Genomic DNA, 17,666 nt, shown 5'->3' with positions numbered 1-17,666 from the left:
ATAAAAAGCCCTGCACATATGCAGGGCTTTTCATTTGCGAATAACTTATGCCTAGCCAGAAAAAAATACCTGCCAACATAAGCGCAGAGCCAACAGCGTTACGACCCAACGAAAGAGTTGTTTAAAAACCTCCACAGATAACGACTTCAATATATGCAGCCCTATCCACGTTCCCAACGCCCCACTAGCAATCATCAGAAGAATAACTAATATCCAATCTTGAAAAGCAAAGCCAACCGTAATAAAAACTACCGCTTTCAGCATATGCTGAAATGACATACAAGCAGCAAACGTTGCTACGGTAGGTAATTTACCCATATTCTGACGATGTATAAATGCAGCTACCAAAGGCCCCGTAGCGCCGACAAAAGCTGAAATAACCGTTGTCACAGCACCAGCGAAAACTAACTTACTATTTGAAAGTATCAGTGCTTTAGGCTTTGGACCCCAAACAAGAAATAGAATAAAAAATGCGATACTCAAACGGATAATATCCAATGGCAACTGAACAACGATCCAAGCAGAAATAACGGCACCTATTACTGCTCCCAGAATAAACAAACGGCTCATTTTCCAATCGATATGCTGGCGAGTCAGATAAGCTCGATTGCCATTTGACCCTAGCTGCACCAAACCATGTACAGGAATCAACGCTTGAACAGGAACAATTTGAGCCATAACGGCCAATAATAAAACGCCCCCACCAATACCGACAGCAGCCGTCATCATCGAAGTAAAAGAACTCAGACTGACGAGAAGAGCTAAATCAATAAAGCTTAACCCATCAGGCAACCATGACATCATGCAGTATCTTGTTTCACTAGCAATGCCATCAATTTTTGTAGCTCAATTGGGCGGCTAAACAAGTAACCCTGCCCAATATCGCAATGATGCTCTTCAAGGAATACCTGTTGCACTTCCGTTTCAATACCTTCAGCAACAACCGTCATGCCCAAACGGTGTGCCATAGAAATCATTGCAGCTGTTATTTCCATATCATCCAGGTGGTCGGGAATGTCTTTTATAAACTCCCTATCTACTTTAAGCACGTTAATCGGTAACGTTTTCAGATAATTAAACGATGAATAACCAATACCAAAGTCATCAATAGCGATAGTAATGCCCAATGCTTGCAACTCTTTTAATGTTTCTATTGCCAGACCAATATCATGCATCAAAAGAGACTCAGTAATTTCTAGCTCTAAAGATGAAGGGTCAACCTCATATTCTCGTAACATATGCCGAATCATTGTTAGCAAGTTAGGGTCACGGAACTGACGAGAAGATAGATTAATGGCTACTTTAATATGAGACATATCATGCAACGCCAAATGCTTTAACGTTTTGCAGGCCGTTTTCAGTACCCAGCGCCCTAACGGCACAATAAAGCCAGTCTCTTCTGCTACCGGAATAAAGTGATCAGGAGAAACGACTCCGAGCTCTGGATGCTCCCAACGAATCAACGCCTCAACCCCGATAATAGCACCAGTTTTAAGATTCACTTGTGGCTGATACTCAAGCTTAAAGTTATTAGACTCCAACGCTTTTGGCATTTCTCTAGAAAAACGAATGTACTCTTGAAGTTGGTCATGCAAGCTTTCGGTAAAGAAACGATACTGATTCCTACCCATATCTTTAGCTTGATACATGGCAAGGTCAGCGTGTTTCAAAAGCGCTTCAGGGGTATGACCATCTTTTGGCAGCCAAGCCAAGCCGAGGCTGGTACTAATCTGCATTTCATGTTCATTAATGTAAAATGGGCGAGCAATTTCGTTTAGTATCCGTTGCGCAACGACTTCAACATAATCAATATCATTTACTGGGTTAATGAGTATCGCAAACTCATCCCCCCCAAGGCGTGCAGCTATATCACCATCCTGCAAGGTACCAACCAAACGCTGCGCTACTTCAATGAGCAACCTATCACCCGCACTATGCCCTTGGGTGTCGTTAACCGTTTTGAAAAAGTCCAGATCCAACAACATAACAACGGACGGATGCTCCATCACATCCTGTTCAAATAATCGTGAGAGTTCACTGAAAAAGAAGCGCCTATTAGGCAAGCCTGTTAGCTCGTCATATAAGGCCAAGCGCTCCATTCGAGCATGCGCATCTTTAAGCTCGGTAACATCTTCACAAACAATAACAAAGTGCGTTAACTCCCCGTATTCATTATTGATAGGCGAAATAGAGACAAGGGACCAAAAAGTACTACTATCTTTCTTTCTCCCTCGAAGCTCACCACGCCAATGCTTACCCGACAATAGCGATTGCCAAAGTGCTTCATAGTAATCAGGCTTCATCAATTTTCGGCTAAGCAACTCCGGCTGTTGCCCGATGACATCCGACAATAAATACCCTGTTGTTTCTGTGTATTTAGGATTCACATACTCAATAGCACCGATAACATCGGTAATCATTACACTTGATCCACTATGCGTAATTGCGCTTGATAGCTTCTTCAAAGATGCTTCTATGTTTTTGTGCTCAGTAATATCCTGACACGTCCCACATATTCGGCTAACGCATCCGTGGTTATCCAATACGACACTACTCAGTAGCTGAACATGACGATATTCACCCGATAAAGCCGACACTCTAAAGCACAGCTCTACTGAATGGGCATCATCTCTCATTTTTCGCAGCTTCTTTACTACTTCACTGCGATCTGCGGGATGGACACCGGATATAAAGTTTTCCAAACTTAGTTGTTGGTTACCTTTTATAAACAGTATTGAGCTCAAGCTATCAGAGTACCAAAAACGATCCTCACCTAATATCCACTCCCAGCAACCCAAGTGAGCAATATCATGGGCTTTATTGAAGCGCTCTTCATTAATAAGGTGTTGATCTGACTGGGATTTAAATGTTTGACGCTGTTCAGAAACAGAACGTTGCATCACCGACAATGAGGTGAGAATAGGCTTTAAAAAAAGCCTTGCTGCCATATTAGATAGTTGAAAATCAGCGCTGCCCGCAGAAGATTTTTCAATTTCACGAGCCACTAGTAACACAGGTTTTAATAATAATTTATATTGTAGAAAAGCATATAAAGCTGCAAAAAGAGCGCCCGATATTAAGATTATTACTTCAAGCTTACGAGCAAAGTCTCTTACTTGCATCACAATAGCGTCTGAGTTAACCCACGCCCCGATTATTAGCGGACTGTTTTCTATAGGGTAACTAATAAACTTAGCCCCACCACCATACTCAGCAGGAGGGGCTAGCTGATCATTAGCGGTATTAGGTGATATAAGAAAAATATGGCGCCACATAGCGTCTTGAGTATTCAATGAAGGGAGCCATTTTTTCGTAGCTGGCAACGATAATTTTACGGCTTCACCCGCAAGATGGATAGAACGATCAGCCTCAGCCACCCGTTCTTCCAATATGTTGCTAGATACCTCAGGCAACCATACCAATTCGATCAAAAGAATAAGAACAAATACGAGTATAGAGACCGGCGATAACAGCGCAGCTGTGAATAGCTTCACCTGCTGATCCCCTTTTTATTAGCTAATTTAAAAGATGCTGCTCATTGAAACACTATCTAGCTTAACAGAGCATTCATGACTTGCTCAGACCACTTTAAACTGTGTCGATATGCCACTTCATATAAAGGACGATCAACACTACCACTGAGCTGGTCAAACTGCCCTCGTTCATAGTTTTCCACATCTTTTAGTGTTTCACCCATGGGACCAGATAACTGCAACAATGCATCCTTAAGCTCATGGCTTAGAGGAACTTCATTTAAAAGTTCTTTCATTTCAATATCAAAGAGTGCGTCCAACTGAGAAAGCAATCCCACTATAAAATAATTCATAGTATTGGTGTGCCCCGACAACTCCGCCAACAGTTCACACATTCTTCCACGTATTAACATATTACGTGTTAATTGGTTTGGTTTACCATCTTGCGCCGTCGTTAAGAAAAGCATAATCCAACGCCGAATTTGCTCCATTCCTAATAAAGTAATCGCATGGGAAAGAGAGTTTATTTCGCGCGGAACATTAAACGCGGCAGAATTTACTACTTTTAGTATTTTATACGTTAAAGCGGGATCGTTAATGGCGATCCCTTCAAGAGAAGCTCCCGTAGCGCTGTCTTGCTCAAGTTCACCAAGCAACTGCAATAACAGTACTTTGTTGCTACTAATTTTCTTTCCTTTTACCGGCACTGGTCGGCTAAGAAAGTACCCTTGATACAATGAAAAGCCCATTTCAAGACACTGGCGAAATTCATCTTTTGTTTCTACCTTATCAGCCAGTAAATCTAACTGATAAGACTTTAACTTATTAATAATACTCGGCAGTTCAGATAAGCCTAATTTCTGAATATCTAATTTAAGTACATGAATAACATTCAGTAAACGATCAAAACGTGAGTCATTAGGGTCATAATCAGCCAGTACTATCCGATAGCCTTTTTGTGCACACTCTTTCACTTTCGCAATAAATTCAGGCGTTATGTCAGAACGTCCCAGAATTTCTAAAGAAAATAAAGATGGCGGTAACTCTGGCAAGCTATCATTAAGCAGCACCTTATCAGTCACTTTAAGGTAACAGGGCACTCTTTTACTGCCTTCATTCGCCACAATGTTAGCGTAAGTATTCATTACCACATCGAAAGTAGCTACATCATCTTTAATGGCCTGTAAGCCAGCATCTGCTTGTCCACGAAATAGCAATTCGAAGGCAACAACATCCTGGCTTTTTGAAAATATTGGCTGACGTGCCATCAAGACACTAAGTTGATCATCGCTCTTAAGAGTAGATGCAAGTTTTGACACAAAACACTCCGACTACAGACATATGGATAAAAAAGCTATGCGAATATTAACATCCAACCCTAACAATACGCCAAATTTCATCTGCTTTTTAGTCAGTCATTTCTTTCCAATCAACTAGCCATGCATCCAGTTGATCTGCACTCATCGGCTTAGCTATGAAATACCCTTGTAAACTGTCACAACCTGAATGACAAGCCATTTGCCATTGTTCTAATGTTTCAACGCCTTCTAGAACAACACGCAACCCCAAGCGGTTAGCCATTCCAATCATCGAATCAATCACAGGCCTCCCACTTTCATGAGCTGCCGCGTTTTGTACAAATACACGATCAATCTTCACTTCTGTAAACGGCATACTTTGCAGTCGCTCAATAGATGAATAACCTGTACCGAAATCATCAATCGATAAATGGACACCGTACATTGAAAGCCGACTCAGCACTTCTAACGCCCGTATGCGATCTTCACTTAAGCATGACTCGGTAATTTCAAGTGTAATTAACTCTGGTTTAACGCCATATTTTTGGATTTGAGCCAATATAAAACTAGGTAAATCTAACTCATCTAATAAAAGTGCAGAAATATTAATAGCTACGCGATAACAATGCCCTTGCTGATGCCATAACTGCCATTGCTTAAACACAGTAACAATTTGATCTTTCGTCAGACTAAAAATCAAATGATGCTGTTCCATTAAAGAAATGAAATCATCGGGAAAAATTAAATTTTTCTTTGGATTTTTTAACCTTGCAAGAGCTTCAAAACCTAAAACTCTACGAGTTGAAGCGCAAATTTGAGGTTGATAATAGCATTCAAAATATCCTTTTTTTAAAGCATGCTCTAACTCAGGTATAGTTAATACCGTTGCTCCAGCCCCTTTGACAACGTCGTCGCAACTTTTAATATTCTTTAATAGCTGCATTATCGATTGTTGAGAAATAGGCTTAATAATGGTGCCTAAGAATTTCAAATGAAGGTTACGTGCCAAGTGCTCAACTGATTTAAGCACACGGTGGGGAACTGAGCTAACAATTATAATGTAGCCTTGAAAGCGCCTATTGGATAGTATTCGAAGGAACTCTACCCCATCAACATCCGGTAGATTAAGGTCACAGAAAATAACATCAATAGGAGCAGACTCATCTAGCATCACAACTGCATCGGCTACATTATTTGCAACCAACGTCTCTGCTGCCTTGAGCTCCCCCTGAACGATAGCATGTAACATGCCGGTTATTGCTTTGCTATCGTCGAGGATTAAGCACCTCATCGCCCGAATATCCATATGAATCCATTCTTCATCAAACCCGAATGAAATAAGTATAGCTAAGTTTATAAGTGAGACGCTACACACACCTCAAGATAAAGGCATACTTTTTATAAGACTTTAGCTATTAGCAAACAAGGAATTCCAAATATGGAATACGCATTTACATAACCCCTAACCTTTTTAGAAGATTCACCCTGTCAGGTATTCGCTGACTAACTTCATGAACTATTTTTTTAGCAGGAGCAACAAAAGGGGGCACAGGAAACTGCTCATTCACAACGTTAATAGGGGAGAAGCGCTCTAGATCACTTTCAGTCAATGACTCTGTAATTAGGCGCTTAACAGGCGCTATGTTATTCGCCAGACGCAGTGTTACCTTTCTGGCAATTTTAGCGGCAATACTCTCATGGGTGAACAAGCCCACCACAACATTCGTCCCGTGAAATACGCATATGAGTTGTCTCATAAATTTTTAACACCTCTTCGCTACCAATGTCTCTATTGTCAGCAATTGCGCTTTCAATAGCGTTGGCCAGCGTTGCTTGCCCACGCAGCCCCAAATTAAACCCATGCGCAGTCACCGGGTGCATACCTACCGCAGCATCACCTATCAATGCAAAACGCTTTGCTACAAACTGATTTGCATGTACTGCAACCAAAGGGTATACGTGCCGTTGACCCAATAAAGTCATTTCACCGAGCATACCTTGCAACTGCTTCTCAATATTACGATTAAACGCTTCTTCACTCATATCAGCATACTTGTGGGCATCACGACTATTTACCGTAACGACAACGGATGAGCGCTTTCCTTGCATGGGTAATACAGCAGTAGTTCGCCCGTAATGAAAGCACTCTAGTGCCGTTTGATTATGGGGACGAGTGTGCTCCATGCGACAAACAATAGCCGTCCGTGAGAAATCCCTTAGTGTTGCAGACACACCCATTTTTCTTCTCATTTCAGAAAAACGTGTATCTGCTGCTGCAATCAAGCTAGCAGTAATCACTTCACCCGATGTTAGCGTCACATAACCACATTCATCATCCGTTGATACATTCTCCACAACACTTTCGGTGCGAACCTCAATATTCTTTTGAGTAGCAACCTCTTCATAAAATGCTTTTCGAATCAAATGATTAGGAACTAGATACCCTAACGCCTCTAAATCAGCACTATCACGATCAAAGTCAAGACTGTAACTCGATTCACCATCAAACACCTTAGCCCCTTCAATGGGTGAAACACCATCTTTTGGCAAGCGCTGCCACGCTCCAACCTCTTTCATAATATTGACTGATAGATGTGTTAAAGCAATTTCACGACCATCCTCAAGAGGTTCAGAAAGTGTTGCCTGTGATGAGCGCTCTAGCACAAGAACCTTTAATGGCAGCCCCCCTAAAGAACGAGCAAAACTTAACCCTGCCGGGCCAGCCCCAATAATCAGAATATCAAAATGTTCTCTCACAGTGCTGGCCTCATCAAAAATAAATCACAGAATTAGACAACCAATCCTACACATCCGATGCTCTTTTTCATCGACACAAATCAATGAAAACGGCACTACCAAGTACGGGCTTGTTTATTGACAGATAGGAAGGAATAACGCACCCTCCAATGCAACATTCATTGGAGGGTATTTTTATGAGCAGACAAGGCAGCGCAGGTAATGTAATAGCCGCTTTGTGTAATATTTTTATTCCCGGGCTCGGGCAGTTGATACAAGGGCGTTTACTAGCAGCATTTTTCTTTTTTATTACAACAGCAGCAGGATACGCAATGTATTTTCTGATATTCCCTGCCATCATTGCCGCTATCATTCACCTAATTAGTATCATCAGTGCAGCACGTTTCAAACCACAGTGATAACCTAACGGCTTGTGTAACACTTTTAAGCATTACACAAGTCTCTTCGCTACCGACTTGCTGATTAAATGATATCCAGCGTCAGGTCTTCAAAACGCTTTAGCTCACCACCAAACTCTTTAGCGAATGCTTCCGCACTTTCTTTCGTTTTGAAGCTCCCTAACGTTGGGCCCATAGCGCCCTTCTTAGATGATCCAATCACAAACCATGCTTTACGCCCATCAATATACGTTTCTTCACTAGGCTCATCCCATGGATTAACTGCCATATCATGTACGAATATCGATTGGATATTGTGTTTATGCTCGGGGTCCAGCGCGTAAGCAAACATATCTCGTGTTGAACAAAACTTCATATTTTGTTTTATCCCACGCTCATATACTTGTCCTTTAGGACCAGGAAAACGAGAAATCAACATACCACAAAGGTGGCACTCATCTGCACTCTCAAGCGCCATCGCTTCCTGCGCCATCACTTTGGCTGTAGAGTCTTCATTGCACCCTGTTAGCCCTAATACCGCTAATATCAGTACTACGATCGACAAGCGTATACGGGTAAAAATTATCACAGCGCTCTCCTATTAAATAATGCCAATGCCAATACCACTGGAACAGATAACCAAACCAACAAACTCGCTAGCAATGTCGTAGTCGATAAACGTACATGCTCCGCGATGGCCATTAAGCCGCTTAGCTGCTGATCTGCAAAGTAGGTGATATTAACCAATCGAAAAATATCAGTAGGGTTCAAGAGTAATAAATATGGGAAAAGCTCGGCATCAACATCGCCTTGTGTCCCCACAAGCAACCCAAGAAGCCCTAAGTCGAACACAAGTACGAACAAAAACCACACGATAAGCGCCAAACCTGCCGCTTTAGACTTTTCAGTAACACTGACGCTAATCACATACGCAAACGCTATGAAAATCCAGCCCAGCAAAACAGCAGACAATATAAATAAACTAAAAGGAATAACCAGCTCCGACCAACTGATATCAGGCGCAAACAACCCCATAATCAACGCAGCTGATCCAAAACCAATTAAAGTAGAGAACGCCATAATCGCACCATGGCCAAGCATCTTCCCGCAGAGAAGCTGCCACCGCGACAACGGATAGGTGAGTAACAACAGCAAAGTACCACTTTCATCTTCCCCTACAATGCCGTCATAGGCGAGCATCAGGGCTATCAAAGGAATAATAAAAACAGCTAAACTTGCCAAACTGATGATCGTTGTCGAAAGTGACGTAAACCCCACCTGACCTGCAGCCGCCGATCCAAAATAGGCTAAGCCAGTAGCCAATACTGCAAAGATTATTGCAATAGATAGTACCCAGCGGTTACGCAAACCATCACGAAACTCTTTTGCTGCAACGGTAACAATAGGCGTCATAGAACATCCTCCAGCTCAGAACCAACACAGGTTCGCGTATAGTGTGTATATAGGTCCTCAAGTGAAGGCAAATGCAGATCAATATCTGTCACACCGGCTTGGGCCAACATATATTGCATCGTTGGCATTTTTTCTTGCAAAGAGAGGTGCATACTCACCCCATCCTCCAAAATTGTTGCACGTGACTGTAAGCTTTCTGGAATGTTTAATCCCAAGCCTTTCACATTCAATGTCAGAGGTAATTCAGCCTGATGGCGCAAATCATTTAAGCTGCCTTGAGCCAGTACCGCGCCTTTACCCATAACCACGGCCCGGTCAATATACTTTTCCACACCGGGTAACACATGAGAGCACAGGACGACAGTACAACCCTGCTCTTTCAATTGTGCGATACGATGGTAAAAATCCTGTGTTGCTAAAGGGTCCAAACCAACCGTAGGTTCATCCAATAACAATAGTTTCGGGTTTCCCAATAATGCTTGCGCTAAACCTAGTCGCTGTCGCATTCCTTTGGAATAAGTTTTTACTCGCCTGCCCGCCGCAGCTTTCAAGCCCACCTGGTCAAGTAAACGATGGCACTCTGATACTTTAATGTCTTTCAGGCGAGCAAAGTAACGAAGCACCTCTAGCCCAGTAAGCTGATCATAAAAACTAACATTTTCCTGAAGAAATCCTAACTGCTGGCGTTCTCGGCGTGATTCAGAGAGTGTTGGGTCCTGCCCAAAAACCCGTACAGAACCGGCACTGGCTTTAATAAGTCCGAGAATCAATTTAATCGTGGTAGTTTTACCTGCACCATTGTGGCCAAAAAGACCTAGCACTTCGCCTTCCTGTAGCACCAGATCAAGTGGCGCTAATGCCCTTACATTCTGGTAACGCTTTTCTACACCCACTAACTCAACTATGTTCATCATCAACCTTTTCCGTCACTGCAGTATCGCTGGATGTTGAAGGCGATAACTTTTTGGGCAAACTCATCAATGGGCGACTATCAACAACACCCTGTGCTTTCAACACAGGAAACTGTCTCTGCACCCAACGAATGGTTTCTACTGCAGGGCTGTTTAATAACACTTTTGCTGCAGGAAACTTCCACAACAGACGATCAACCCCATCTGTTGGTTCATATTGTGTATCACCAATGCCATCGGCATCCATATCCCATCCGAGGTAGTCACTCCAATAATTCCCTACCCCTTCGTAAGACCAGTCCTGATGACGAGTAGAAACATATTTAACCTGTTCTTTATTACTAATAAAGGCATTGCGGGTAAATACATTATTCTCAGAGCCTGCCGTCAAATGAACGCCCATATCACTCTCCGCAAAATAATTACCGCGGATTTTGTTAAATAAAGAGTTATAGATAAACAAGGCTTTACCTTCTGTCAAAGAAGTGGAGCCTGTTGCAGAGCGATTATTTTGGACACCCGATACCCGGTTATTAGCTATCGTAGACTGAGTAATAAAGTTCATAAGAATACCGTAATTCGAGTCATTCTCCGACGTATTGTCAGTAACGGTAAGGAACTTTGATTGCATTAACGCATATCCAGTTCGGGTATTAACAGTGCGATTACCAGAAACACGATTATGGTAAGAGTACATATAGTGCACCCCATATCTTAGATCGTGCAGATAGTTACCTATCAGCTCATTGTTGTTGCTCGTGTCGATATAAATACCGTCACGGGTATGCCACACTTCGTTAGCCTCGACGCGTGCCTTTCCCACATTAAACAAGTGGATTCCATTACCGCGATCTTGAGAACGAACGTCTAAATTGCCTTCTATGCGGTTATCTTTAATCAGTACTTCTTGGGTACCATCTACCCAAATACCAAAAGTGTCGCCAAGAAAATAATTATTAATAATTTGTGTGCCAGTTGCTTCTTTCTTAACAAAAACGCCGGCATCCATATCCGTCAAATCATCTCCCCAATTTGTTATCTCAAGCGACTCAATGCGTACTTCTGGCACTTCAACCAACAAGGCATGTCCGTTGCCATTTCCATCAATAACAGCACCCGACTGCCCTGTAAGAACAATACCCTTATTAATGGTGAAATTACCGATGTAACGCCCAGCATTGAGTATCAACCGATCCCCTTTTTGAGAGGCATCAATAACAAGTTGAAGACCATCTGATGGGTCGATCGTTCGTGTTTGTGCACTGGCAAACGTCACAACACAAAGCGATACCAGCATTACAGTAATAAAATTGCGCAGCAACTTCATTTTGTTACTCCCATCACGATAGATAAAAACAACAAAAGCCAGACGCTAAACGTCTGGCTTTGTTGGTATAACGGGAAAATCAGATTTTCCCTACAACTGGTTTAGGCTTTTTCAACCAACATACGGCCGCGCATTTCCATATGAAGTGCATGGCAGAACCAGTTACAGTAGTACCAATGAACACCAACATCATTAGCCATAAAAGTGACCGATGCTGTTTGCTGTGGGCTGATTTCCATCTGCACACCATGGTTTACCATACAGAAACCATGTGAAACATCTTCGATCTGGTCCAGGTTAGTAATGACAACTGTCACTTCATCACCCTGTTTCACAGTAAATTGATCCATACCGTAACTTGGCGCAACAGATGTCATGTAAACACGTACTTTATTACCATCACGAATAACTTTGTTATCCGTTTCAAGTGTTACACCATCTTTCTTCGCCATATCAACCGTCATCGCGAAAGTAGGATCTTTACGGTCATATAACTTACGAGTTTTCACTTTTGAGCGGTGAACCATCATACAGTCATGCGGTTCGGCAAAAGCAGGACCATCGTGAATCAACTTCATCTCATCACCAGAGATATCGATCAACTGATCGTTCTCAGGATGCAACGGGCCACATGGCAAGAAACGGTCTTTTGAGAATTTCTGCAAAGAAACCAAATACTGACCATCTGCATCACGAGTCTCACCCATCGTAGTATGGTTATGACCCGGCTGATAATGCACATCCAATTTCTGTACGATGTAGTTAACTTTTTCACCATTGTACGCCGCAATCGCTTTATCGATATTCCATTTACAAATTTGGCTATCAATGAACAATGTAGTAAAGGCGTTACCTCTGCCATCAAACGCGGTATGCAATGGACCCAGTCCTAATTCTACTTCAGCGACAACCGTATCACGCGGCTTAATCTCATCAGCAAATAGTGCGTCAAACTTATCTAACTGGAACACAGTAACCGTTGGAGATAACTTACCATTCGCTACTGCATACTTACCGCCAGGCGCAGTATTGATACCATGCGGGTTTTTAGCAACAGGAACATAACGAGTTAGTTCAGAACCTTTACGGCCATCCAACACAGGTACTTTAGAGTCGCCTAGCGTTTCGAATTTTCCTGCTTTTACTGCAGCTTCGATACGCTCGATATTGAAAATAACCAAATGGTCACGCTCATTACGCATAGAACCGGCTAGATCGATAGCACCTTCAGAGTTGTAGCAAGTAGAGAATGCATACTTACCTGTGTAATCAGCATCTGTATTATCGAGGTTACCGTCCACAATAATCTGCCAATCAACTTCCATAGTCTCAGCATTTAAGCCATTGAACATGGTGTAGTAGCCTTCAATGTCATCCATATTGGTGCCATTGTTAGGGTGCGGCATACGGAATTCAGCATTAGCGAAAACATACTTGGTAAACGGTACTTTCTGTACACGAAGACCGTGGATCGCTTGGCAATTAGGTACGGTAGTGATCTTATCAGTTTTCATGATATCACCACGGATACGAGCTACACGCGTGTTAGCCTTATCGTTGATGAATAGATATTTACCATCATAATGACCATCAGTCATGGACATATGTGGGTGATGGCAATCACCATTTAATGGTGCATTTTCACCTAATACCGCTTTGGACTCGTTGGTTATACCCCAGCCAGTAGCACTATCAACGTTGAAAACAGGTATACGCATAAGTTCACGCATTGAAGGCAAGCCTAAAACACGAACTTCACCCTGATGACCACCACTCCAGAAACCGTAGTATGTATCAAGTTCACCAGGACCGACTGTGTGCTTAGCATCTGAAGATGCTTGCGCTACTGAAGGCACCATTGCTGAACCAAAACCAACACCAGCGGCACCGACAAGCGCAGCAGAGCCACCCAAGAAAAGGCGACGGCTTAGTTTCACATGCTCGCTAGCACTAGTATCTTCTGTATCAATCGCGGGTAGGTCTTTATCTTTAGGATCAATCATTTATTTATCTCCGAAACATTTATTTTCGATGTTTATTAGTTCACTGATCAGGCTTTTACTGGATCAGTAATATCTATACTGGGTATCTGGTTTTCAGCCAGAACTGCTTGATTAGCTTTACGGGCCTTGCGTTTTTTAACCACTAATGGAGGACATTTATCATTACTGTGATAAGTCATTTGGCAATCCAAACAATGGTGGCATTCGTTAGCGTTAATAGTGCCATCAGGATGAATCGCCTGAATTTCGCATTCATTTGCACACAACTTGCACGGTTGGCCGCACTCTTTACGACGATATAGCCAATCAAACAATCTTAGGCGTGAAGGAATTGCCAGCGCTGCACCCAGTGGGCAGATGTAACGGCAATACACTTTGCGTGTAAATATCGAAACAAATAGTAGAACACCCGCATAGAGTACATAGCCCCATTCACGCTGAAACTTCAACATAATGGATGTTTTGAAAGGCTCAACTTCAGCATAGCGCTCAGCTTCACTAAGCGACTCTAAAGAAACAGCAAATAACAATAGCAAAATGATGTACTTAATAGCCCAGAGACGCTCATGCACAGCAAAGGGGAGCTCATACTGTTTGATTTTCACAGCACGCGCTATTTCGTTAATGAGCTCTTGCAAGGCACCGAATGGACATAACCAGCCACAAAAGATCCCACGCCCCCAGAGCACTAATGTCATAGCGACAAAGCCCCAAAGAATAAACAGTACAGGATCGAGTAAAAATATATCCCACTGGAACTTGCCCATGGCGGCATGAACAAAAGTAAACACATTGACAATAGACAGCTGTCCTAGTGTGTACCAACCAATAAAGAACACTGTGTAGGTCAAGAAGACATGACGAATATTGCGCAGCAACCGAGGATAGCGAACTAGCCAGTCTTGTAAGAAAATAATCACTGTAAGTAGTATTAAACTAATACTTAGCACCGTAATTTGAAATGCTTTACCTTCCCACACAGACACCCATAGCGGCTTCGCTTCCTCTTCGACAACCGGCTCTGGACGCGTGATATAATCTTCTGGTGTCATGTAATCACCAAAAAAACTGGTAAACACACTATCTAGGGCACCAATTTGACGGCGTACTAGCAACTCAACCTGCCAAGGCGTCCCTATATCAAATTCATATTGTGCGCGAACAATAAACAGCGCCATTTCAGAAAAACCTGGGAAGCCTTCTATAAAGACATCATTCAGGCGATAAAAATCAGAGTCATGAAAACTAATAACTTTATCTAGTTGCTGTATTTGAAAGCGATCAAAAATTCCGCCACGTACATAACCGTTACCTTTAAAGGAATAGCGCCCTTCACCCATCACGGCAATTACTTGATCACCGGGTTTTATTTCATTCATCAACCACTTATATTCGCTATCACCTAGCAGATTTCGGCCGATCGTCGGAATATTCACAGGCGCATAAAAAAGGTCGATAAAGGGTTCTTGCTGATGCTGCCCTTTGCCTGAAATATCTTTTTCAGCAGCAGTACCTTTAAACGCTTCGTTAATATCACCACGCGTTAGCGATAAATGACGAATTGAACCATCACCGGTAAGAGTCACCCAATCAGATTTTGTAAATACGTCTGCTTTCACTGTAGAAGGAGGGATTTTCGCTTGTTCTGACATCCCCAATAGCCCAAGTTGCTGAGCCACTTTTCGTGAAGCACGCATGACCGTTTCATTCACGACCATCACGGTAACTGTCGCACCAGAGATAGCATCAAGGCTAATAACATCACTATTATTTGCCGCACCCACTTTTACTCTGTCAGTTAATTTTAGTGGTAAATACTGAGCAGCAAAATCGAATAAAGTATGTTCAGGTATACCGACCAACAGAATAGGCTCATGATGCTCAAGCACTGTTGACAGTTTAAAGTTGCCTTCCAGATCAATCGCCACCAGCATTTCAATGGGTTTACCGGAATATGCCGCTATTTCAACAACATCATTAGTTTCAAAGGCATAACCGAGAACCAGGTCATCTTTTGTAACAGTACGAATAATTGCAGAACCGTCAGAGATTTGAGCTTTATCACTAATGCTTGTCGCACTCGGAAAAGCAGCCCGGATAAGTTCCAACTGCTGATCTTGCGATACCGGAACCATTCCAAATGCATTAGCAGTCATCAGCGCAAAGGCCAAAAGTGTAACAATCCATCGCTTTATATATTTGTTCATCGAACGTCCTAACTCATTACCATTAATCTGCTTATCAGCACTGCGACATTATGACGCAGGATATAGAAGCACCAAAAAAACGACTTGACACAAATCAAGAACCTAATACATAAGAACTTCCTAATTAAGAACAACACGGCAACATATCAGAGAACTCTGTTTTTTAGTACTGATGAGCTACACTTATTGGTATGAAGAATAATAATAAAAACATTACGACTGACAGTGATCACATTTGTGACTTAGGTAGAGCAAAGACTGTTTCTGAGATGCACTCAATTTTAGAAGCACTAGATGATCTGGTTTCAATCGTAGACCAAAACTACCGCTACACTGCGGTAAGTCGTGGGTATACCGTATTTTTCGGTCTTCTTGCTAAGGATATTATTGGCAAGACAGTAGCAGAGCTACATGGTGAAGAAGTTTTTGAACAAGCCATAAAACCTAATCTTGACTTAACATTAGCGGGCGAAAAGGTTCATCTTCAATTTTGGAGACCAAACCAGTTCGGAGAATTACGCTTTCTTGATAGTCGCCATACAATTTACACAGGTGAACTCGTCTCTGAAAAAGGCGTGGCTATCGTTGCCAGAGATCTTACTGTTCTCAAACATACTCAAGCCGCTCTTGAAAAAGAAAGACACTTACTCAACACAATCATTGACGCCATCCCCGATTTCATCTTTGTCAAGGATAAGTTTGGTGTCTATCAACGCTGTAACAAAAGCTTCGAATCTTTGCTCGACACCCCTTCAGATAGAATTATCAATAAGACTGATAACGACCTGATGTCTAAATCCTCAGCACGCTATATCAAGAGAAGAGATCAAGAGGTAATAAATAGCTCTCTGGAGCTTCGGTGCGACGAACCCGTTACTTATAACGATGGACAAAAACGTCTAGTCGACATGCTTAAAATGCCATTACTCGACAATACAGGCGAAGTAGAAGGCATCATTGGTATCGGTCACGATGTTACACGCGAGCGTGAGATCGAACACAAACTACAATTAGCCGCTTTAGTATTTGAAACCACGTCTGATTGCTGCTTTATTATATCCAGCAAAGGCGAAGTTTTATCATCGAATTATGCAGCCAAAGAACAGTTCCCCAACCTTACCACTAACAATAAGACACTCATCACTGAGCTACTGTGTATATCAAACACCCCTCCAACATTAGAAAAAATTATTGACTCTGAACTAAGCTGGCATGGCGAAATATCATCACAGGACAAAAAGCCTTTCTTAGGCACATTGAACGCCGTGTTGGATGATGAACAGCACGTTGAAAAATTTGTACTTACACTAAGAGACAATAGCTTACATAAAGAGCGCGAACGCGAGCTTCTTACCCAAGCTTATCATGACCACTTAACCGGGCTCCCTAACCGCCTTCTTTTAAAAACAAAACTAGAAAGCGCCATCATTCGAGCAGAAAGACAACGTCGACAAATTGCTGTTCTGTTCATCGACCTAGATAATTTCAAACCTATCAATGACCTTCACGGACACTTTGAAGGTGACAACATATTGATAGCTGTTGCCGAGAGACTGCAAAACAACATGCGCAAAACCGATACATTATCGAGAATGGGCGGAGATGAATTTATCGCGCTGATTGATATAGCAAATAACACCCAAGCAGAATTTGTTGCCGAAAAGCTGAGCAAGTGCATAGAACAACCCTTTGGACTAAAAGAAACAAATGTAAGCCTCTCTGCGAGTATTGGCATCAGCCTTTTCCCTTCAGATTCAAGAGTCGCTGAACAGCTGTTACAAAATGCAGATGAGGCTATGTATCACGCTAAAAACAATCCCCTACGCGCCTTCAGCTTTTACACAGATATTTCTTAACACATCTCAAGGCTTAGAAATTTTAAATCCACATCGCTCCCCAT

The 17,666-nt window shown here is 42.3% G+C and carries 14 protein-coding genes; 2 read left to right on the top strand and 12 right to left on the bottom strand.

What is annotated here, in order from left to right; translation table 11 throughout:
• Positions 1-51: 51 nt before the first annotated feature.
• The 6 genes from QZZ55_RS03850 to ubiM form a co-directional block, all read right to left on the bottom strand.
• The gene (locus QZZ55_RS03850; RefSeq protein WP_293265501.1) at positions 52-804 is read right to left on the bottom strand and encodes a sulfite exporter TauE/SafE family protein; all 753 of its coding nucleotides are present in this window, start codon (positions 802-804) and stop codon (positions 52-54) included.
• Complete coding sequence (locus QZZ55_RS03845; protein WP_293265499.1) at positions 801-3,494, bottom strand: EAL domain-containing protein; 2,694 nt, start codon at positions 3,492-3,494, stop codon at positions 801-803. Before QZZ55_RS03845 ends, QZZ55_RS03850 begins: the two co-directional genes overlap by 4 nt.
• A 56-nt stretch (positions 3,495-3,550) precedes the next feature.
• On the bottom strand, positions 3,551-4,792 hold the full coding sequence (locus QZZ55_RS03840) for an HDOD domain-containing protein (RefSeq protein ID WP_293265497.1): 1,242 nt from the start codon (positions 4,790-4,792) through the stop codon (positions 3,551-3,553).
• 88 nt (positions 4,793-4,880) lie between these two features.
• On the bottom strand, positions 4,881-6,062 hold the full coding sequence (locus tag QZZ55_RS03835; protein ID WP_293265495.1) for an EAL domain-containing response regulator: 1,182 nt from the start codon (positions 6,060-6,062) through the stop codon (positions 4,881-4,883).
• A 160-nt stretch (positions 6,063-6,222) separates the two neighbouring features.
• Positions 6,223-6,486 carry a hypothetical protein gene (locus QZZ55_RS03830; RefSeq protein ID WP_293265493.1) on the bottom strand — a complete coding sequence of 88 codons (264 nt, stop codon included), beginning with the start codon at positions 6,484-6,486 and terminating at the stop codon, positions 6,223-6,225.
• Complete coding sequence (ubiM, locus tag QZZ55_RS03825) at positions 6,467-7,528, bottom strand: 5-demethoxyubiquinol-8 5-hydroxylase UbiM (protein ID WP_293265491.1); 1,062 nt, start codon at positions 7,526-7,528, stop codon at positions 6,467-6,469. Before ubiM ends, QZZ55_RS03830 begins: the two co-directional genes overlap by 20 nt.
• A gap of 176 nt (positions 7,529-7,704) precedes the next feature.
• Here ubiM and QZZ55_RS03820 point away from each other — a divergent pair, with 176 nt between their 5' ends.
• The gene (locus tag QZZ55_RS03820) at positions 7,705-7,926 is read left to right on the top strand and encodes a hypothetical protein (RefSeq protein ID WP_293265489.1); all 222 of its coding nucleotides are present in this window, start codon (positions 7,705-7,707) and stop codon (positions 7,924-7,926) included.
• A gap of 64 nt (positions 7,927-7,990) precedes the next feature.
• Here the strand turns inward: QZZ55_RS03820 and QZZ55_RS03815 are convergent, their stop codons facing one another.
• From QZZ55_RS03815 to nosR, 6 genes are all read right to left on the bottom strand, one after another.
• Entirely contained in the window at positions 7,991-8,494 is a 504-nt protein-coding gene (locus QZZ55_RS03815) for a nitrous oxide reductase accessory protein NosL (protein WP_293265487.1), read from the bottom strand.
• Positions 8,491-9,318 carry an ABC transporter permease subunit gene (locus QZZ55_RS03810; RefSeq protein WP_293265485.1) on the bottom strand — a complete coding sequence of 276 codons (828 nt, stop codon included), beginning with the start codon at positions 9,316-9,318 and terminating at the stop codon, positions 8,491-8,493. The genes QZZ55_RS03815 and QZZ55_RS03810 overlap by 4 nt, the downstream gene beginning before the upstream one ends.
• Positions 9,315-10,232: an ABC transporter ATP-binding protein gene (locus QZZ55_RS03805; RefSeq protein ID WP_293265483.1), complete on the bottom strand. Its 918-nt coding sequence runs from the start codon at positions 10,230-10,232 to the stop codon at positions 9,315-9,317. The genes QZZ55_RS03810 and QZZ55_RS03805 overlap by 4 nt, the downstream gene beginning before the upstream one ends.
• On the bottom strand, positions 10,216-11,556 hold the full coding sequence (locus tag QZZ55_RS03800; protein WP_293265481.1) for a nitrous oxide reductase family maturation protein NosD: 1,341 nt from the start codon (positions 11,554-11,556) through the stop codon (positions 10,216-10,218). Before QZZ55_RS03800 ends, QZZ55_RS03805 begins: the two co-directional genes overlap by 17 nt.
• 101 nt (positions 11,557-11,657) lie before the next feature.
• Positions 11,658-13,559, bottom strand: coding sequence for a TAT-dependent nitrous-oxide reductase (nosZ, locus tag QZZ55_RS03795; RefSeq protein WP_293265479.1), 1,902 nt, complete (start codon positions 13,557-13,559; stop codon positions 11,658-11,660).
• 47 nt (positions 13,560-13,606) lie between these two features.
• The gene (gene nosR, locus QZZ55_RS03790) at positions 13,607-15,766 is read right to left on the bottom strand and encodes a transcriptional regulator NosR (RefSeq protein ID WP_293265477.1); all 2,160 of its coding nucleotides are present in this window, start codon (positions 15,764-15,766) and stop codon (positions 13,607-13,609) included.
• 191 nt (positions 15,767-15,957) lie between these two features.
• On the opposite strand from nosR, the gene QZZ55_RS03785 reads away from it, so the two are divergent.
• The gene (locus tag QZZ55_RS03785) at positions 15,958-17,622 is read left to right on the top strand and encodes a diguanylate cyclase (protein WP_293265475.1); all 1,665 of its coding nucleotides are present in this window, start codon (positions 15,958-15,960) and stop codon (positions 17,620-17,622) included.
• Positions 17,623-17,666: the final 44 nt, after the last annotated feature.

Origin of the sequence: Neptunomonas sp. (genome assembly GCF_016744175.1) — a bacterium.
GTDB lineage: Bacteria > Pseudomonadota > Gammaproteobacteria > Pseudomonadales > Balneatricaceae > Neptunomonas.
Note: the sequence above shows the minus strand (reverse complement) of the source record. Positions and strands in the feature narration are given on the sequence as shown.